The sequence below is a fragment of the Paenibacillus sp. J31P190 genome (assembly GCF_059692075.1).
Window position 1 is genome coordinate 23,538 of sequence record NZ_JCAUAS010000029.1, and the last position, 19,964, is coordinate 43,501.

Here is a 19,964-nt window from a genome sequence, read left to right on the forward strand (position 1 = left end):
CAAGCTGTTGCTGGGATCGAACGGAGATGAATGACCTTGCCTTCATAATGGGGACAGCCCTCGACTTGACAGACGACGGGAAAATATTAGGGTCTGCCCAGATTGCTATCCCTACGAGCGGTCTTGGAAGTCCAATTAATGTGGGAGCAGTCCTGCAAGAAAAGTTTTTCGTTATCTCGGCAGCCGGAAAAAATGTCTCTGAAGTGATCCAGAAGCTTCAAAAAAAACCATCCCGCAGGTTGTTTACCGACCATCGCAGCACTATTTTTATAGGCGAGAAGTTAGCCAGGCACGGGATTAAGGATATGCTCGATAGTTACACCCACGATTCGCGCAAAGGTGGTAAAGGGGAGCGATGGCCATTAATGCGGGGGATTTGAATACGATCCGTCATGCATTCGATGATATCCGGGTGGAGGAATTCGAACCTGGGCAGTTGGTGCTGTCATACCTATTACGGGGCCAACACGAATCCTAACCGCATCTACGGATATGATGAGGAACGGGCAGCGGACAATATCCGATTCGAGAATCTCCGTATTAACCGAGAATTAATCTTACGAACGGAGCAGGGGAAATTTGTTATCAATGAATATGCCCTGGGAGTCAGCTTCCATAAAATCGACGAGGAATTATGAGATGAATGCACCGCTGTACCGCGATCCGATCTATGACGGAGCTACGTATCCCGTTCTTGTATGGAACAGACAAATGAAGGAATGGTGGATGATCTATATGAGCCGGCGTGCAACTAAGGCTCGAATGTTGCTTGGGTGCACGGAAGTGATCTGGGCGTCATCATGGGTTCGAGATGTCCGCTTCTTTCCCGATTATCGTTTCGACCTGAATTGGCTCGGCGTAACGCCTACGAAGCGTTTAAACTGGCGCATAAAGTGGGTGTCGTTTTCGTACCCGCACATCTTCGAAATGGCAGCTATGGATAATGAGCTGTTCTCCAAAAGATACTTGGCATATTCCAGCCTGCTGTTGATGATGTCAGAAACAACCGAACACCCGAAAAGCTCCTTATAGATGTGTTGGAAATACGACTTACTCAAATTGACGCGAGAAGCAATCTGTTCAACCGGCATATGTATATGAGGCGCACTGTACAGCTCGTCCCGCAGCTCGGAAAGCTGGCGGAAATATCGGTTCGTTGTATTAGGCAGGGGGGCTCTTTCAAGCTGGTTGCTCAGCTTCATAAAAAGGCTTCTAATATCGGAGTCCATGATCCGATCGCGCAGCATACCGCCCAGTCTGCTGGTACTTTGCAATTCCCGGATGCATCGGGTTATCAAAAGAGGATCTGTAGCCATAACAAGCGTGTCGAGCGGAAGCTTCAACTGAGTGAGAAATTCCAAGATTTCATTGCCATCGCAATGGAACCAGTCGTTGATGAACGGCTTATCCAATTCCCGGTAAAGATGGGGGGTTGAAGGGCGAAACAGGATATACGAATTCTTTTCCGCCACTAGAGGCCTTCCGTCCAGAACCACCTCCGAATTGCTTTTGAACAAAACAAACGCGTAATTTCCGGCCCCGGCCGGGCGATTAATGGTAATCCCGTCTTTATGAATAAAATTATAACCGCAATTAATCATTCTAATCATTCTGTATCTCCTTAAAAGCACGATAGGTCAGTTTTTAACCATTATAATGAATTGTTTAAGGATGAACAAGCGCTTAAAATCGAAAGAAAAGAGCAAAGGGGACGAAATCGTGATGAGAGCACAACCAATATTAACTATATATACACAAGAACGGGGTGCGGAATTAGGCGACTTGTTCGGCATTTTTTTCGAGGATTTGAATCACGCGGCGGACGGCGGGCTTTACGCAGAGCTCGTTCAGAACCGCTCCTTTGAATTTGATCCGATCGATCGTGCGGAATACCATGCGTTAACAGCCTGGGAAAAAATCGAAAGAGGCGGCGGTAAGTCAGAAATCACCGTAGAAGAGAGCTATCCCTTAAACACGCGCAACCCGCATTATGTTGCCATTGAAATTATATCGGAGGGCGAAGGCGTCGGGATTATGAACCTTGGTTTTAACAGCGGCATTCCCGTCAAACAGGGAGAAACCTATCTGTTTTCGGTTTATGCACGGCGGGATGCCAGCTTTGAAGAGCCAATTGTCGTAACGATTGAAGGGACGGACGGTACCGTTCATGGTGAGGCAACGATTGTAGCGAATTCATCCGAATGGGCCAAATATGAAGTAACCATTACGGCGGATGCCACCGATAGCAGCAGCCGCCTAGTGATTGTTACGAAAGGAAAAGGAAAGCTGTATCTCGATATGGTATCCCTTTTTCCGGAAAAGACCTTTCGCAATCGGCCGAACGGCATGAGGGAGGACATTGCCGCCTTGCTCGCGGATTTGAAGCCCAAGTTTATGCGGTTTCCGGGAGGCTGCCTAATACACGACGGTTCTTTGAATCCCGATGACCGAAACTCGATGTACCGTTGGAAAAACACGTTAGGCGATATAGCGCAAAGACCGGCCAGACGGAATAATTGGAGCTACAATCAAACTCTCGGTTTGGGTTATTATGAATACTTTCTGTTCTGCGAGGATATTGGCGCCAAGCCGATACCGATCCTGCCGGGCGGAGTTGACCCGCACCATAAACGATCCGTTCCAATTGAGGAGTTGTCGCCCTGGATCCAGGACGCCCTTGATTTGATTGAATTTGCCAACGGCGATCCTTCAACCGAATGGGGGGCCATACGGACGAAGCTCGGTCACCCTGAGCCGTTTGGCTTGGAGTATATCGGCATCGGAAACGAAGAAGTCGGGGAACCGTTTTTTGAACGCTATCCCTATTTCCATAGAGCGATTAAGGAGAAATATCCGGATATCAAGATCATCAACTCCGCAGGTCCGTTTGCGGCCGGCGGCGAATATGAACGCGGCTGGAACTCCGGAAAAGAAAATAAATCGGATCTTGTGGACGAGCACTACTATCAGTCGCCGGAATGGTTTCTGGCCCATTACCACCGTTACGACGATTTCAAAGCAGATGAACCAAAGGTGTTTTTGGGCGAATACGCTTCATGGGGAAACACTTATTATAACGCCCTTGTAGAAGCTGCTTTTATGACGGGCTTGGAAAAAAATGCTCATGCAGTAGGACTGGCCTGTTATGCGCCGATGCTGTGCAATGTCGATTATGTCAATTGGAAACCGGACATGATCTGGTTCAACAATCATGAAGTATTCGGAACGGTAAACTATTATGTGCAGAAGCTGTTTATGCACCACCAAGGAGATCAACTCTTACAAATTGAAGCAAACGGGTTTGAGGAAAAACAGGAAAACACAATGAAGCCGATTAACGGAGCGTTTGCACTCGGGACAGACCGTTGTTCCTTCCGCTTTTGGGACATGTGGCTGGTTAACAACGATACCGGAGAAATGAGAGAATTGTATGGCTTGTCTGCCGAGCTGTCGGATACGGATGAAGACCGGCTGGGCGGGACGTCAACACGAACACTGGATCTGGGAGAAACGGATTGGGAGAATTATACGCTGAGTCTGAAAGCCCAAAAAATCAGCGGACCTAAAGGGTTCAATCTTTATTTCGGCAAACGAGACGATAGCAATCAACTGATCTGGGACTTTGGTGGATGGCAGAATCAGGATTCCGCGCTGAGTTCCAGTGTGGATGGAAGAACTTCTTGCCTGACCCAAAGTATATTTAACGTCGAACCTGATATTGAATATGCGTTAAAATTAGAAGTATCGGGAAGACAGATCCGTGCCTGGATCGATGGCGTGCTGTTCCATGACATTGAAGACAAGCTTCCGGTGATAGAACCCCTGTATTATTCCGCAAGTTACGAGCGTTCAACAGGTGATGTCATAGTCAAGGTTATCAATGTGCAGGAAAAAATCGTTAGTGCACAGATTGCTTTGGCGGATTTGCACAAAGCGACTTTGACTGTTGAAGTATACGAACTGTCAGGCCATGAACTGGATGATGAAAATACATTTGCGTCGCCTGCGCGGGTGTTACCGAAACAGAAGGAATTCAGTACGGAAGGGAGCAGTATTCATTACGATTTTCCCAAACATTCTATTACAATATTGAGGGTTAAATAAGGAGTCTATTATGCATATAAAAGAAACAATTTCAAGCCAAACGTCAATTCCCTAGCCCACTCGTCGATCAGCGGGCTGACCCCTGGATTATAAACATACAGACGGTTACTATTATTTTACCGCTTCTGTTCCCGCTTATTATTGCATCGAGCTTAGAAGAGCTAGATCGATTCAGGAGCTTGGGACCGCTAAACCGTCCATCATTTGGAGAAAACACGCGAAGGGAAGATTGTGTGCGCATATTTGGGCGCCGGAAATCCATTATATCGACGGAAAATGGCACATCTATTTTGCCGCAGGCGGATCGGATGAGGAGGAAACGAAAAATGGGGGCACCGCATGTACGTCCTTGAAAATGATGCGGCTACGCAATATGCACGCCTAGCCGATGATTATTTTTAATGGCAAAATTCGTGAAATCAACGACTTGGGCTGTAGTCACCCACTCATTCGGTATACCACGGCCAATGATCAGGGTGCCGTCGAGCAGTGCCGAATAATTGTCAACGGTCCAATACCCGTTAGAATCGATATCGTTCGTGCTTTTCATGATCCCGCAAGGGCCTGATCAATCAGATTCAATATAATGGGTATTCGTTTTGATATTCGTCCATTGTTGTTGGACAAACACCAGGTCCCCGGTCCGCTCGAAATACATGGCAAAGGCCAGCTAAATTTCCATTTGGCATCCTGATATTGAAGCTTGCTTATTGCAGCTCCTCTTTGCTTTATTAGAGTAACGCACAGATATGCGAAATAAAAGTTGTATAAGAATATCAATGATAACACAAGTCTTTACACCTTTTTTATCGGAATCTTATTATCGCTAGCCATTTGCTTTGCTTTGTGAATAACAGCCCTTAAAACGAACCCATTTATGATGTAATACAGATTTTGCTTAATCAAAGGTCCTTGATTTTCAAGGGCTTTTTGTATTAGGAAGCATAAGTTTGCCATGGTAATTTGGAAGCATAAGCTTTCCAAAGCGGCAAACTTATGGGTTAAGTTACAATAAGGACGAAGATTTGGAAGGTTTGATCGCGATCGGGACGATCGGTCTGATCAAAGCAATCGAATCCTTTTCACATAACAAAGAGACGAAGCTGGCGACATTTGCAGTACGCGTATCGAGAACGAGATTGATTTACGTTGCTTCGTGTTCACAAAATTCGATAACACAGGGGAAGATCTCGAAGATTTAATCTCGATCGGTACGATCGGATTGATCAAAGCCATCGAATCGTTCTCGCCAAACAAAGGGACGAAGGTGGCGACTTTCGCAGCGCGTTGTATCGAAAATGAAATACTAATGCATCTTCGCTCGTTGAAGAAAACGCGCAAGGATGTGTCCTTGCATGATCCCATCGGAACGGACAAAGAGGGGAATGAAATTACATTGATCGACATCCTCGGGACAGAAGCGGATGATGTCGTGGATAAGGTGAAGTTGAAGATAGAGAAGAGTAAAATTTACCGCAATCTGGAGATATTGGACGATCGCGAAAAGGAAGTCGTCGTTGGTCGGTTTGGGTTGGAGCTTGGCGGGGAAGAGCGGACGCAGCGGGAGATTGCGAAGGAATTGGGCATTAGCCGTTCCTATGTTTCGAGGATTGAGAAGCGGGTGCTGATGAAGCTGTATCATGAGTTTTATAAGGCGAAGCGGTAAGGACTATGAATCAGATACTTCAATTATTTGGGACGATATGCAAGTAATGGAGGTGAAGGTTATGACGTTAATCCATATCGAGAATGCCAGTAAATACTATACGATGGGGGAAACGATTAAAGCATTAGATGATGTCTCGTTAGATATTGATCATGGAGAGTTCGTGGCCATCATGGGACCCTCAGGTTCCGGCAAATCCACACTGATGAACATCATCGGGTGTTTGGATATTGTAGATAAAGGTATTTATGACCTAGATGGTGAAGCGATAAACGTGCTTAAGGATTCTCAGCTTGCTGAGATTCGCAATCAGAAGATTGGCTTCGTTTTTCAGAGTTTCAACTTGCTGCCGAGATTGAGTGCCTATGAGAATGTGGAGTTGCCTTTGATCTATCGGGGAATGAGCAAAAAGGAAAGAGAGCCTCTCGTTTTACATGCACTGGAAGCGGTGAACTTGCTGGATCGAAGGAAGCACTTCCCTTCAGAGCTATCTGGTGGACAGCAGCAGCGGGTTGCTATTACGCGAACGTTGGCTGGAGATCCGGCGATTATTCTGGCAGATGAGTCGACGGGGGCGCTGGACTCCCAGACAGGCGCAGAGATATTGGATATTTTCAAAAGATTGAATAAGCAGGGAAGGACGATTATTTTGATTACGCATGACTCATTGATTGCTCAGCAGGCGAAGCGGATTGTGCGGTTTCGGGATGGGCGGTTGAATGAAGTTGTTTAGTGTTTATAAGACCGGAACTCCTAATAAGGGGGTCCGGTTTGTTTGTGCGCCTCACAGTCGCACAATCTAATTGGTTCAATCCACTCGGTAATTACTTTACCCTTTAAAGTGCTGTAGCCGAAGTAGAGGTCCTAAGCCAGCAGGCTTAGGATTGGTTGTTTAGCCATTCAACAGCAGTGAGGACAGTCGAATTATCATTGGCCTGCCCTTTCCTTATCATATGTAAAGCCTCAATTTCCCTTTAACGTCTGATCCGCTGTAAGAAACGATTTGATGGTTTTGTAATTTTCTTTATGAACCGGTGATGTTGAGAACTCGTTCAGCTTCATCCGCTTCTAGATCAGATAAATTACGAAAGGGACTCGTTGATTCTTCGTAATAGTGATATAAGAATTCTTCCATTGGCCAATCAATATAACACGACAACCTTTACACCCATTTCTACAAACAAGATTCGCCTTAATATCACGGCAAAGGCGGCATTTTTGACGGGAATAGAATCGTGGAAGGTTAACGGGCTGTAATCTAAAAAAGTGTCAATGAGTCCCGACCGTTCACATGGGGGAACGCATTGACACTTTTTCGTTTCATGATCGGCAACGCCAATAAATCCACCATCGGATCTGAAAATAAAGCGAAATATCCCCTGATTTCCTCTGTTTTCGAGATGTCTTCGTATATTGGCTAAAACTCAAATGAGTGTGAAATTTCTAAAAAAGTGATTGTGATTCTTTAATTCATGCCACGATAATCGCGATATAATTTATAAGCGCTTTCTTTATGGTTTATAAATATTACTTTTTGGTTCATATTTGGAGAGGAGGGGGCGTAGACCCATAGGCCATGAAGTTAATGTAAGGGATTGCATAATTAGAATTGGAGGTAACCAGATGGAAGTAACGGAAATCAAGAGATCGGTTCGGTATAAATTTGAGCTTGTTTTTGCTGTCATTATCTTCTTATGTCTCCTGCCGATGGCCGTATCTGCCGAATCTCTTGCGCACAGTATGTCCAATGAAATTTTTGAGATACAGACAGGAACCCATGGTGAAATCACTTCTTTGAAGTTAAAAGGGGATGTATTCCCGACGGAATATGTGATGAATCCCACTAACGCGCCAAACCAGAATACGCCCGACCATCAATGGGTCGGGGAACTGATGTTTACATACAAGCTTGGAAACGGTGAATGGACGAAGGCTTGGACAAGCAAGTCAGATGACGGTAGAACGATATCGAAGAGTGGGAATGAAATTACAGTCACTTATGAGAACGCTTCAAACCCTGAGGGGATCCGGAATTTTAAGGTCATTGAAAAATATACTTTAGTGGATGACTATGTCAAATGGACGATTGCTATTGAAAATACGAGCAACCAGACACTAGAGATCGGGGACCTTGGCCTACCTTTGCCGTTTAATGAACTATGGCAGGCACCGAATGACCGTATTTATGAAACTAGAGTTTTGAATCATTCGTTTGTTGGTAATAACAGCTCGTATATCACGATTCAAAGACCAAGCGGCATCGGTCCTTCCGTGCTTTTGGTTCCTGATGCAGCTACCGGCGCCGGCTTTGAATATCAAGACCGCTGGAAGCGTGAGGAACATCCGAGCAGCAACTGGACGAATGATTCGGCAGGCTGGGTGGAAGGACTGAATGTTTACTATATCCATTCTAACGTGATCAAGAGTACCAACAAGGGGTACCTCCCGAATACAAGCCTGATTCTCGCTCCGAATGAGAGCAAGAGCTATGCTTTTAAGTTTTTTAGAACAGCTGATGATAACGATGTGAAAGCCAAGCTATATGACGAAGGCCTCGTTGATGTCACCGTGGTGCCGGGGATGATTTTTGCAACCAATATGAAGGCCAAGATTGATTTGCATACGTTCAAAGACATAACTTCCGTTACCGCACAATATCCTTCTGAGACAATGATCACTTTTCTGAATACGGCCCCTGCCAACCATAAGATTTACGAGCTCACACTGGGCCATCTGGGACAGAATGATCTTACCGTTCAATATGGAAACGGGGAAAAAACCGTCCTGCAATTTTATGCGATTGAGCCTATTGATGCCGCATTGCAGAGACATTCCACTTTTATGGTAGAAAAGACGCAATACAATGATCTGGGAACCATTAGAGATAAGGTTTTTGACGATTGGATGATGCAAAATAAAACGACTAGAAACCGATTCAATGGTTATTGGGGATGGGGCGATGACTGGGGATTAACGCATGGACAATTTTTGGCCGAAAAGAACTCGCAGGTCCCGATTGCGTCGGAAGTTAAAGCGGTGGATGACTATCTGGAGACGGCCATTTGGACCAATCTGATGAATGGGCATCATGAGGATTATCTGGTTCCGGATTTCTTAATGAATCAGCCAAATACAACGCCGACGTATCGTGGCTACGCTTACCCTCATATTTATAATACGTACTTCAGCATGTATAAGATTGCCAAAATGTATCCGGATATTGTCCCATATAAGCACACAAAAGAAGAGTATCTTCTGCGGACGTATAATATTTTCAAAGCCTTATATGATGGTCCGGTTGCGTATAATTGGGAGACAGGTCTTATGGGAGAGCTGACAACACCTGATATAATCAAAGCCCTGCAGGATGAGGGGTTCACAGCTGAGGCGAGTGATCTCATCGCTAAGATGGCTACTAAGTATAACAATTTTAAAAACACGACATATCCGTATGGCTCTGAATACAGCTATGACAATACCGGCGAAGAAGCGGTCTATACGTTAGCTAAAATGAACAACAATACGACGATGATGAGCAAAATTATTGCAAAAACAAGAGCCGATCGCGGGCAAATGCCGATCTGGTATTATTATGCAGATCCGGTGACGATTACGGGAGAGAACTGGTGGAACTTTCAGTACTCGACTTCACTCGCTGGTTATACGATGGATGACTGGATTCGCAATCATTCTGCAGCGCCTGAGGTTGAACAGCGCCTATCCTACGCTGCCAAAATTGCCAATATCGGTGCTATTAACTCTGGACAAATTAGCTCAGACCCTGCGAACATCGGTGCGTCTTCATGGACGTATCAAGCGGAAAAAGGAAACTACGGAGCAATGGGTCTAGATGGCGGCCCCCTTTTTAACGGATGGAGAGGGATGACGGGTGAGTCCGATTTAGGGTTATTCGGAGCGATCAAGATTCTGAGCAGTGATGTAGCCATTGATCCGATTTTCGGGTTAACGGGATATGGCGCAGATGTAACGGATAACGGCTTGAACTACGTCATTACACCAAAAGACGGTGTGTTCAAGCGTATAAATCTGATCACCGAAAAGCTTAACTTAGAATTGGATCGAGATCAGTTTATGAATGCCACAATCGCGAAGAGCAAGAACTACGTTCAGCTGAGTATGAAAAACGTAACGCCCGGTACGCAGCATCAAACAAAAATTGCGTTCACGGGTCTTAAAAAAGCAACCTATGATATCTTAGTTGATGGTGTGATTCAAGGGAAATTGAATGCCTATGGCTCTAAAGCAACGCTTACGATTAATGCTGGATCGGCCGCAGCTTATACAGTTGAGCTACAAGAAGGAATAAAGGATGCGAATAAAGCTCCTATCGTAAATGCTGGAGAAGATAGTTCGATTACTTTGCCGGATGATGTTAGCTTAAAAGGAACGGCTAGTGACGATGATCTTCCGGGTGGCACGTTAAGTGCAACATGGAGCTTGGTAAGTGGACCAGGTACGGCAACGTTTGCTTACACGGATTCATTGAATACGTCGGCAACCGTATCCACTGCTGGGGAATATATATTCAAGCTGCAAGTAAGTGACTCGGAACTTTCTTCTGAAGACACTGTTAAAGTGACGGTAGCGCCTGCACCACCCTTGCCTCCGGTCATCGTACACTATTCATTTAACGAAACAAGTGGAATCACAGCCTCCGATTCAGCGGGCAATGGAATGGACGGAGCTCTGAAAGGCTCGGCCACGTGGGTTCAAGGCAAGCAAGACAACGGATTGCAATTAAACGGTACGGATAGTTACGTGAAACTGCCTGCGAGCATCCTAAGTCGCGTGCATGATATTACGATTGCGACTTGGGTGAAAGCAAACAACTTGGGCAATTACTCAAGAATATTCGACTTCGGAAGCGGAACGAATACGTATATGTACCTATCGCCGAAAGTAGGCGGAGGAGGTATGAAATTTGGAATTACAACGACAGGAAATGGGGCAGGGCAAGAACAGGTTATCAATGCACCAGTTCTTCCTACAGGCGTATGGAAACATGTGGCGTTCACCCTTTCCGGAACAACCGGGATTCTCTATGTCGATGGTGTGCAAGTTGGAATTAACACAAACATGACTCTGAATCCATCGAGCTTAGGGAAAACGGTCAATAATTACATCGGAAAATCACAATTCGCCGATCCTTATTTGGATGGCATTGTGGATGACTTCCGAATCTACAGCAGTGCGCTTAGTGCGGCGGAAATCGCTTCACTCGCGGCTCCGCCTTTTGATGAAATTATGTCATTGGATGAAGTCAATCTTACTACACAGGAGAAAGTGGCGCCGAAACTACCGCAAACCGTAACCGCACATTTGAAAAATGCCAGCACTATTGATGTTCCAGTCACATGGGATGCTATCGATCCTGCCCGGTATGCTTCAAAAGGCAATTCTTTCACAGTAGCGGGCAGTGTGGTCGGATCAACGACTTTGAAGACAAAAGCGAATATTGTTGTAACGGGAGTCCTATTGGATCCGTTCCCTTCATTGGTTACTCGGTACAAATTTGATGAAATAGGCGGCAGCAGCGTTGCCGACACTTCAGGTAACGGACATGATGGAACGACGAAAGGATCGCTGGCCTGGGAACCGAGTGGCCATCAGAATGGTGCTTTAACCTTTAGCGGCACAAGTGGAAATTACGTAGACTTAGGCAGGAGCGGAGATTTGCAGCCGAGCAAGATTACACTCTCTTATTGGATCAAGCGGACGACAAGCATGAATGACAATGAGAACATATTACTATGGTTCAAACCGGAGAACGACTATGCGGCTAAAGGATTTTTCGTCACTTATAATGGTGATGTCTCCAGTTTGGTAATGGTTGATGGTACGGGTAACTTCTTTGTAAAAGCAAGGCCGGATGATTTCCTTCCTCTGAACGAATGGACGAATGTCGTTTTCACCTTCGATTCAGCATCTAAGACAGCGGCGATTTATAAGAACGGTATCGCCCAAGAAATTGATACCGATGGTGATCTCAATTCCATAACAGCTACATCCGATATTAAGAAAATCGGTGTATCCGGATATGGTAATGGAGCGCAGCTAAACGCAACGTTAGACGATTTCCGCATTTATAACGGAACGATGACGGCTAAACAAGTAAAGGCGCTGTACGACGGTAAAGATGTGCAAAGCGTTCAGCCTGTTGCGGTTTCAACTACAATCGGCACGGCTCCGACGCTGCCTGGTACCGTTTCGGTCATCTACGAAAACGCAGGACAGGGAACAGCAGATGTCAGTTGGGATGCAATTGATCCATCGCAATATGCACAAACCGTTGAATTTCAGGTATATGGCAAAGTGGATGGAACATCAATGAAAGCCGTAGCGAATGTAACGGTCACTAGCCTTATACCTACAACTAGAGCCGTTCTAACACCGACTCAGCCGGATGGACGGAACGGATGGTACGTACATCCGGTTACGGTAAACCTTATTGTCGACAATCAGTCTGGTGTACTACTGACGGAGTACAAACTAGATGGTGGCGGAACATGGCAAACATATATGGCCCCCGTTACTATGAATCAGGACGGTAAATATAATGTGAGCTACCGTTCGTCAGACAATGTCGGCAACGTAGAAGTCGCGAAGACAGTCAGCTTTAACTTGGATGTAGTTGCACCAACAATCAGCATTTCTGGATTAGTGGGAAATAGTAATCTTAGCGATGCTGGGGATATCTCGCCTATGTTTTTACTGAACGATGGCATGTCGGGGGTTGACAGCAGTAGGACTACTGTAACGCTGGATACTTATTCTTTCCAGATAGGAACGCCCATCCCGCTTTATACGCTGCCGCTTGGTTCGCATACATTTATTGTGGCTTCGAGCGACTTGGCTGGGAACGCGACTAGCGTAACAGTGACGTTTCAGACGACGACAAGCATTGACGCTTTAAAGGCACTGATCACTCGCTTTGCCAAGAATAACTGGATTGATAATGCCGGAATTGCCAATAGCTTGCAAAAGAAATTGGATAAAGGCAATGTGGAGAGTTTTGTGAACGAGGTACAGGCGCAAGCAGGTAAACATGTCTCAAGTGAAGCTGTAACGTACCTGCTTCGAGATGCTCAAGCTCTAATAAATAAGAAGTAAGTGTCTGGAGAATCACGAATCCCTAAAGAAGAGTACCGGAAACTGAAAGACAGGTTCACAGCAGAGGGTTTTGACACAAAAGCAAAAGAAAATAACCGTGTGACCACACATCATTAACGGTGTTACGGCAAACAACTTCGCACCTGACGAGGCAATCACACGTGAGCAGATGGCTGTTTTGATGGTTAAAGCATATGAGTATAAAAAAGGAAAGTCGATAAAGAGTACATCCGATCACTTAAAAACCTTTAACGATCAGGAGCGAGTATCAAAGTGGGCGTAACAATGACAGACTCCCTAAGGCGACACTGTCTTGGGGAGTATTTTTTTGTTCATCAGCGACGTTCAGTCCACTGCGCGCGGAAAGAGCCAGGTTTTCCGCCATTGACCCCCTCGCTTGACCGGCTGGAGGAAGGGTGGAGAGCCTGGAATTTATCGTTGTGCGTTTCCCCATTTATGTTCCATTACGGGCTTGGAAATTTCATCTCGGACCCGATCGTAAGGCAGAAATACGGCCACTCATTAACATCTCAAACAATCCAATACATGACAACGAGACTTCTAATTATTGTGAAAGGGGTCCTTCATTCGGAGGACGCCAAAATGTTGATAAATTACGGTACCGACGGAATTATCGTTTCCAACCATGGTGGACGACATATGGACGGAGCCATCGCAGCATTGGAGGTACTACCTTCCATTGTGGATGTGGTTGGGGCACGCGTTCCCGTTATGTTCGACAGCGGGATCCGGTACAGGGGGATATCTTTAAAGTTCTGGCCTTAGGGGCAAAAATGGTATTTATCGGACGCCCATACCTCTATGGTCTGACTATCGCTGGCGAAACAGGCGTTCGACATGTTTACTCCATCCCATGACTTCAATTTCAATTACGTTATCATGAATTAGAGCTTTGCGCCACAACCGATCGGAGAGCTCATTTGGGATATTTTCTATTGGTTGTAATTTTTAAAAAAGTGGTTGTAAATCCATAATTAATACCACGGTATCACATGTATTATAATTAATAGCGCTTTCATTAAAAGGCGGAATTTTTAAATAAAGGAGCATACTTGATGAGTAATCTATCCATCTCTACACAAATTCAATTGAAGAACGTATTAATCAAGGATGACTTCTGGTCCCCTTATATTTCATTAATTCGCGATGTTGTCGTACCTTACCAGTGGGAGGCGCTTAATGACCGAATCGAAGGTAACGAGCCGAGTCACGCCATCCAGAATTTCAAGATCGCTGCTGGATTGGAGCAGGGCGACTTCTACGGCATGGTGTTCCAAGATAGCGACGTGGCCAAGTGGCTCGAAGCCGTCGGTTATCTTTTGGAGCAAATGCCTGATCCCGATCTGGAAAAGGTAGCGGACGAAGTCGTTGATCTGATCGCTCAGGCGCAGCATGCGGACGGATACTTGAATACTTATTTTACGCTCAAAGAAGTGGCAGGCAGATGGACGAACCTCGCGGAGTGCCATGAGCTCTACTGCGCGGGTCATCTGATCGAAGCGGCGGTCGCCTATGAGAAGGCAACGGGGAAGGGCAAGATTCTGGAAGTGGCTTGCAAGCTGGCCGACTGCATCGATGCGACGTTCGGGCCAGAGGATGGAAAGCTCAAAGGTTATGACGGGCACCAAGAAGTCGAGCTGGCGCTAATGAAGCTCTACAGAGCCACCTCGAACGATCGATATATGAAACTGGCGAAGTTCTTCTTGGACGAGAGAGGGCAGAGTCCTCACTTCTACGACTTGGAGTTTGATCGCCGGAATGGCGAGATTCATTTCCAAGCGCTAAATATAGCCAAAGACAAATCTTACAGCCAAGCGCACGTCCCGATTCGAAAGCAGGAGACGGCTGAAGGTCACGCGGTGCGGGTCGTATATATGTGCACGGGTATGGCCGACGTTGCGGCATCGACCGGAGACGAGGAGTTGTTGAAGGCATGCAAGGCGCTCTGGAATAACATCGTGAACAAGCGGATGTACATTACGGGATCGATCGGCTCGATGTCTTACGGCGAGTCATTCACACTCGATTACGATTTGCCGAACGATACGGCTTACGCCGAGACGTGCGCATCGATCGGTCTCATTTTCTTCGCCCAACGCATGCTTCAGATCGAGCCGAGAAGCGAATACGCGGACGTCATGGAGAGAGCGCTCTATAACACCGTTATCGGCGGAATGTCTCGCGACGGACAGCACTTCTTCTATGTGAATCCGTTGGAAGCTTGGCCTGAAGCGAGCGGTAAGAATCGGAATTTCGATCACGTGAAGACGGGAAGGCAGCGATGGTTCGGTTGCGCTTGTTGCCCGCCTAATATCGCTAGACTGCTCGCCTCTCTCGGCAGCTATATCTACTCGTTCCATGGGCAAACCCTTTATGCTCACTTATATATTGGGAGTCAAGTCACGGTGGAGGTGGATGGCAGCTTCGTTGGGCTCATCCAGCATTCCGAGCTCCCTTGGAACGGTAACATCAGATTCGAGCTGATGATGGATCAACCCAAAATCTTCTCCCTGGCTCTTCGGATACCAAGCTGGTGTGGGTCTTGGGATGTCAGGGTTAACGGGCAACCAGTAGCGGAATCCGCTATGCGTCTGTTTAACGGTTATCTTCATATTGAACGGGAATGGAAAGCCGGCGATAACGTCCATTTGGTACTACCGATGAACGTTAGTCCGATGAAAGGCAATCCGGAAATTCGGGAGACCGTAGGCATGGTCGCCATCCAGCGAGGGCCGATGGTGTACTGTCTGGAGGAAGCCGACAATGGCAAAGGGCTGCATAAGTTGATCATTCATCCTGGCTTCGAAGATCAAGTTAGTTTCGATGCAAATTTGTTAGGTGGATTACTTACCATCGACTTGACCGCCTATCGGATCCAAGACGAGGGCTGGAAGGATCGACTGTACCGCGTAAAAGACGAGGATCACTTAGAAGCTACGACCGCCCGATTCATCCCTTACTTTGCGTGGGCGAACCGGGGAAGCGGCGAGATGAGAGTATGGATCAGAGAGAATACGGTTTTACCCTCATGAGGTGCAAGGATAAATAACGATTGTTGACTCTGGTCAAGGAGGGAAGGGAGCAAGCGACAGGATAACCGTCTTATAGACAGATGAAATATTCCCCGCCAACGCGGGAGGAAATAAGGGATGAGAATGAAATATATATGATGGAGGGGTTAATATGAAAACAATGAAAAAAGGATTCATGTTTAGCGTGTCTATGGTCTTAATCTTAAGCATGATGGCTGGATGCTCCACGAATAACGATAAACCAAGCGCATCGCCAACGGGAGAAGCGGCTTCAAAAGCACCGGTGACGACGACGACTCCTTCCACGGAAAGGGTTAAGATTACCTATTCGATGTGGGGAAGCGAGGCTGAAGGAAACAAAACCCAGGAAGCGGCGGACAAATTTAATGCTTCCCAAAACAAAATTGAAGTAAAAGTGCAAGCGATTCCTTGGGAAAACTACATGACCAAACTGAATACGCAGGCAACGGCAGGTCAATTGCCGGATACGGGGATTTTAAAGGAGGATGGCGTCATCCAGTGGTCCTCCGATGGCATGCTGAGTGATGTAAGTGCTATGTACTCGGGAAGTGACAGCAAGCCCCTGGATAGCTTGGCCTACAAATATCAAGGCAAAACCGTAGCCTATGCCGCTGCCAATGAAATCCTCCTTCTTTATTACAACAAAGACATGTTCGACAAAGCAAAGGTACCTTATCCTCCATCTGCGCTGGATAAAGCATGGACATGGGACGAATTCGTAGCATCGGCTAAGAAGCTGACGGTCGACAAGAATGGCAAACATCCTGACGAGGCTGGCTTTAATCCGCAGAGCATCGTTCAGTATGGCGCATCCGTCGAAAATCTGGCATGGCAGTTGGAAGCCTGGGCGCTTAGCAATGGCGGTGGTTTCTATTCGGGTGACGGTACAGCGGTGAGAATTGGGGAAGACGCCAGTATGGAAGCGATTCAGAAAGTCGCGGATCTGTACTTGAAAGACCATGTTGCCCCGTTATCTGTTGGACAGACCGATGATGGCATTCAGCGTACCATAATCGCAGGAACGGTCGCCATGGCCACGAACGGCGCGTGGAACGTAGGAACCAGCTTGAATGCGGCGAAGGATGCAGGACTGAAATATGGCGTTGCCGTATTACCGTACTTTAAGGAAAAGGTTACTCTCAACACGGGTGGTGCCAATGTCGTGTTCTCCCAGACAAAGCATCCGAAAGAAGCAATGGAATGGCTCAAATGGTACACTGCCGAAGAAAACAACTGGGGACTCATCTCATCGGGCATTTGGATGCCAACTTTGAAAAAGTGGTATACGGACGAAACTCTGACTCATAAATGGGTCGACAATAAAAATTTCCCTCCGTATAACGAATACAAGTCCGCTGTAGTCGATTATGCGCAATCCTCAGCTGCGAGACCCGCTTCCTGGTTCTATACGAATCATACGACGGACTTTAACACCTTGCTGGGATCGACTTTGGGGGATGTATGGACCGGAAAGGCTACCGCCAAGGATGCCATTTCCAAAAATCTCGAAGCTTTGAAAGCAGCCAATAAAGGCAAAAAATAGCGTATAGGAAGGATGACCGCCAAGAACAAGCAAGCGGCGGTCATCCTTCAAATATGAGGTGGGGAGTAAGATATGGAAACCTTTAATAAACCCCAGCAACGCCGTTCCCGCCTTCATTCAAGCGAGGCAAGCGTTGCTTATATATGCTTGATTCCAGCAATACTTGGACTGATCTTCCTTACCTATCTGCCTCTTCTTGGCGTATTGGGAATCAGTATGACGAATTGGACTGGGCTAAAAAACCCTGAATTCATCGGCTTCAGCAATTATATCACGGTATTTACCACCGATCCTTATATTAAAGATTCAATTATAGCGACGCTCTACTTCGCATTTTTATCCGTAGCTGGAAGCATGATTTATTCACTTTTCATCGCGATGCTGTTGAACCGTAAAATTCCAGCAAGAGGTTTTTTCAGAGCTGTATTCTATGTGCCTTTCGTTTTGCCTGCTGCTGCTATATACGTAGGATGGTCCTGGCTTTACGAGGCAAATTTTGGGTTCTTCAACTTTCTCCTCTCCGAAATCGGATTGAACAAAGTTCTCTTTATCGCGGATTCTAATTACGTAGTCCCATCTCTTTCATTGATTGCAGTCTGGCTGTCAGGGAACTTAATCGTTATTTTTTTGGCTGGGCTTCAAAGTGTTCCGAACGTTTATCATGAAGCAGCTGAAATGGATGGCGCAAACGGATGGAATCGCTTCCTGCATATCACCTTGCCTTGTATGACGCCGATCATCTTTTACAACTTGTTGCTGAGCCTGATTGCCAATCTTCAAGTCGTTACGCCGGCCCTTGCTCTGACCAATGGCGGTCCGGGCAACTCTTCCCGTTTCATGACTTATCTGATGTATGATCAGGCTTTTGTCAATTACAAGCTGGGCTATGCCTGCGCGACGACCTTTATTATTTTCGCCATTCTTGCCGCTTTTACTGCCGTTTTGTTCAAGACGTCGAAACGGTGGATCTTTTCCGAAGGAGACGACGATAAATGAGCGAAGTCGCATATTCCAGATTTAAAAGCAAGAAACGCAGTGAACGAATGATGAACGTGCTTACGCTTATAGTTGTGATTGTATTTGCCCTCATCGTGCTCTTCCCGATCTGGTGGATATTCCGTACGTCTCTGATGACGAATCCCGAAATCTACAAATATCCGCCGTCTCTCTTACCGAAAAATTGGTTGTTTTCCAATTATGAAAAAACATTGAATATATTTAAATTTTGGAAATATTTGTGGAATACGATGGTAATTATCGTTCCTTCCTGCTTGGGGGGAACGTTCACGGCCACCTTGTGCGGATATGCCTTTGCGAGGTTGCGGTTTAGGGGCAAACAATTGATCTGGATCCTATGCGTCGGTTCTATGCTCTTGCCTGCCATGGTTACGCTCATTCCCCTATATATTGGATGGACACGGGGGCTGGGGCTCCATGACAGCTATCTGCCATTGATTCTGCCATATTTTTGCGGCGGCGGCGCTTTTAATATCTTTTTGATTCGACAGTTCATTCTTTCCATACCGAGAGAACTCGACCAAGCGGCAACAATTGACGGCGCCGGGTACTTCCGCATTTTGTTCAGCATTATTATGCCGGCGATCAAACCCGCTATGATTGTCGTTGCATTGTTTATTTTCATCGGTTTATGGAATGACCTGCTCCAACAGATGATTTACATTAATTCGAGCGATAAATTCACTATAGCGTTGGGGCTTACCAATTTTAAAGGTCAATTAAAGCAAGATTGGTCGTTGACGATGGCAGCCACGTGCCTGTCCTTTGCTCCAGGCGTCATTTTCTACCTGATTGGTCAAAAGTATTTTGTAGAGGGAATCACGATGACCGGAATGAAAAGTTAGTCCGGATGCCTGTTAATTGAGGAAGCAATGCGAAGATGGGATCCGATCGCGCTCGTTCCCGCGGATCGTCCTGGAAACGATTCCTTTTTTGTGGAAAGCACTGAACAATGTACTTGAAGTCTTTGCCACAGCTTGAATCAATTCTTAGCCTAAAATCAGACGATTTTAGGCTATTTTTTATCCAGCTAATATAAATTTGAAGCATTTCTTTGCGCTTATTTGCACAAGCTACTAGGCTTTCCTTCAGTTCTTTTGCGGTCGTAAATATTCACAGTATTATTGATTAGAATTACGTTAATGACTTGATTCACATTCGGGATAATGGACTAGATATGGACGAAAGAACTGTAGCAGCGATCTTGCAAGCGTGTACCAAGGGTGTTGGTATCATGAATGTACAGACTCGAATCAAGCTGCTTTATGGTGAATCCTACGGGGTAAGTATTCAATCTTGGTCGGAACCCGGTACGGAGATTACAATAATTCTTCCAATATGTAGGTAAGTGATGATTCCATTAGACTTGTCTTGGGTTTTTTTTCTGAGCTGTCTGCATGCTGTAAATGGATGTTAGGCTTGGTTAATA

Annotated in this window: 15 protein-coding genes and 4 pseudogenes; 17 read left to right on the forward strand and 2 right to left on the reverse strand. The window is 46.1% G+C overall.

Annotation, left to right across the window (positions count from 1 at the left end; genetic code table 11):
* Positions 1-26 precede the first annotated feature (26 nt).
* Together AC58U0_RS31855 and AC58U0_RS31860 are read left to right on the forward strand one after the other, a co-directional pair.
* Entirely contained in the window at positions 27-380 is a 354-nt protein-coding gene (locus AC58U0_RS31855; protein ID WP_497382797.1) for a Ger(x)C family spore germination protein, read from the forward strand.
* A gap of 12 nt (positions 381-392) precedes the next feature.
* Entirely contained in the window at positions 393-638 is a 246-nt protein-coding gene (locus tag AC58U0_RS31860; protein WP_497382798.1) for a hypothetical protein, read from the forward strand.
* A 192-nt stretch (positions 639-830) separates the two neighbouring features.
* On the opposite strand, the gene AC58U0_RS31865 is transcribed toward AC58U0_RS31860, so the two are convergent.
* On the reverse strand, positions 831-1,610 hold the full coding sequence (locus AC58U0_RS31865) for a helix-turn-helix domain-containing protein (protein ID WP_497382799.1): 780 nt from the start codon (positions 1,608-1,610) through the stop codon (positions 831-833).
* A 112-nt stretch (positions 1,611-1,722) separates the two neighbouring features.
* Between AC58U0_RS31865 and AC58U0_RS31870 the strand changes: the two genes are divergently transcribed.
* Both AC58U0_RS31870 and AC58U0_RS31875 read left to right on the forward strand, forming a co-directional pair.
* Positions 1,723-4,104, forward strand: coding sequence for an alpha-L-arabinofuranosidase family protein (locus AC58U0_RS31870; protein WP_497382800.1), 2,382 nt, complete (start codon positions 1,723-1,725; stop codon positions 4,102-4,104).
* A 145-nt stretch (positions 4,105-4,249) separates the two neighbouring features.
* Positions 4,250-4,489 carry a family 43 glycosylhydrolase gene (locus AC58U0_RS31875; RefSeq protein ID WP_497382833.1) on the forward strand — a complete coding sequence of 80 codons (240 nt, stop codon included), beginning with the start codon at positions 4,250-4,252 and terminating at the stop codon, positions 4,487-4,489.
* On the opposite strand, the gene AC58U0_RS31880 is transcribed toward AC58U0_RS31875, so the two are convergent.
* The gene (locus AC58U0_RS31880) at positions 4,469-4,654 is read right to left on the reverse strand and encodes a hypothetical protein (RefSeq protein WP_497382801.1); all 186 of its coding nucleotides are present in this window, start codon (positions 4,652-4,654) and stop codon (positions 4,469-4,471) included. The two genes, AC58U0_RS31875 and AC58U0_RS31880, sit on opposite strands and share 21 nt — an antisense overlap.
* A gap of 484 nt (positions 4,655-5,138) precedes the next feature.
* On the opposite strand from AC58U0_RS31880, the pseudogene AC58U0_RS31885 reads away from it, so the two are divergent.
* The 13 genes and pseudogenes from AC58U0_RS31885 to AC58U0_RS31945 all read left to right on the forward strand — a co-directional run.
* Positions 5,139-5,189 (forward strand): annotated as a pseudogene (locus AC58U0_RS31885) (hypothetical protein); the annotation flags it as partial.
* 5 nt (positions 5,190-5,194) lie between these two features.
* A pseudogene (sigK, locus tag AC58U0_RS31890) lies at positions 5,195-5,770 on the forward strand (RNA polymerase sporulation sigma factor SigK); the annotation flags it as partial.
* Positions 5,771-5,831: 61 nt separating this feature from the next.
* Positions 5,832-6,503: an ABC transporter ATP-binding protein gene (locus AC58U0_RS31895; protein ID WP_497382802.1), complete on the forward strand. Its 672-nt coding sequence runs from the start codon at positions 5,832-5,834 to the stop codon at positions 6,501-6,503.
* A 974-nt stretch (positions 6,504-7,477) separates the two neighbouring features.
* Positions 7,478-11,254 (forward strand): annotated as a pseudogene (locus tag AC58U0_RS31900) (DUF5695 domain-containing protein); the annotation flags it as partial.
* 186 nt (positions 11,255-11,440) lie between these two features.
* A pseudogene (locus AC58U0_RS31905) lies at positions 11,441-12,103 on the forward strand (LamG-like jellyroll fold domain-containing protein); the annotation flags it as partial.
* 15 nt (positions 12,104-12,118) lie between these two features.
* Positions 12,119-12,901: an OmpL47-type beta-barrel domain-containing protein gene (locus tag AC58U0_RS31910; protein WP_497382834.1), complete on the forward strand. Its 783-nt coding sequence runs from the start codon at positions 12,119-12,121 to the stop codon at positions 12,899-12,901.
* Positions 12,902-13,013: 112 nt separating this feature from the next.
* Positions 13,014-13,184 carry an S-layer homology domain-containing protein gene (locus tag AC58U0_RS31915; RefSeq protein ID WP_497382835.1) on the forward strand — a complete coding sequence of 57 codons (171 nt, stop codon included), beginning with the start codon at positions 13,014-13,016 and terminating at the stop codon, positions 13,182-13,184.
* Between the two features lie 173 nt (positions 13,185-13,357).
* A complete protein-coding gene (locus AC58U0_RS31920; RefSeq protein ID WP_497382836.1) occupies positions 13,358-13,687 on the forward strand; it encodes an alpha-hydroxy-acid oxidizing protein in 330 nt (109 codons plus the stop codon).
* Between the two features lie 8 nt (positions 13,688-13,695).
* Complete coding sequence (locus AC58U0_RS31925; protein WP_497382837.1) at positions 13,696-13,779, forward strand: alpha-hydroxy-acid oxidizing protein; 84 nt, start codon at positions 13,696-13,698, stop codon at positions 13,777-13,779.
* Positions 13,780-13,977: 198 nt separating this feature from the next.
* Positions 13,978-15,954, forward strand: a complete 1,977-nt coding sequence (locus AC58U0_RS31930; RefSeq protein WP_497382803.1) for a glycoside hydrolase family 127 protein — start codon at positions 13,978-13,980, stop codon at positions 15,952-15,954.
* 151 nt (positions 15,955-16,105) lie between these two features.
* Positions 16,106-17,518 (forward strand): ABC transporter substrate-binding protein, encoded by a 1,413-nt coding sequence (locus tag AC58U0_RS31935; RefSeq protein ID WP_497382804.1) that lies wholly within the window; start codon positions 16,106-16,108, stop codon positions 17,516-17,518.
* 72 nt (positions 17,519-17,590) lie between these two features.
* Complete coding sequence (locus AC58U0_RS31940) at positions 17,591-18,514, forward strand: carbohydrate ABC transporter permease (RefSeq protein WP_497382805.1); 924 nt, start codon at positions 17,591-17,593, stop codon at positions 18,512-18,514.
* The gene (locus tag AC58U0_RS31945; protein WP_497382806.1) at positions 18,511-19,380 is read left to right on the forward strand and encodes a carbohydrate ABC transporter permease; all 870 of its coding nucleotides are present in this window, start codon (positions 18,511-18,513) and stop codon (positions 19,378-19,380) included. Before AC58U0_RS31940 ends, AC58U0_RS31945 begins: the two co-directional genes overlap by 4 nt.
* The last annotated feature ends 584 nt before the right edge of the window (positions 19,381-19,964 follow it).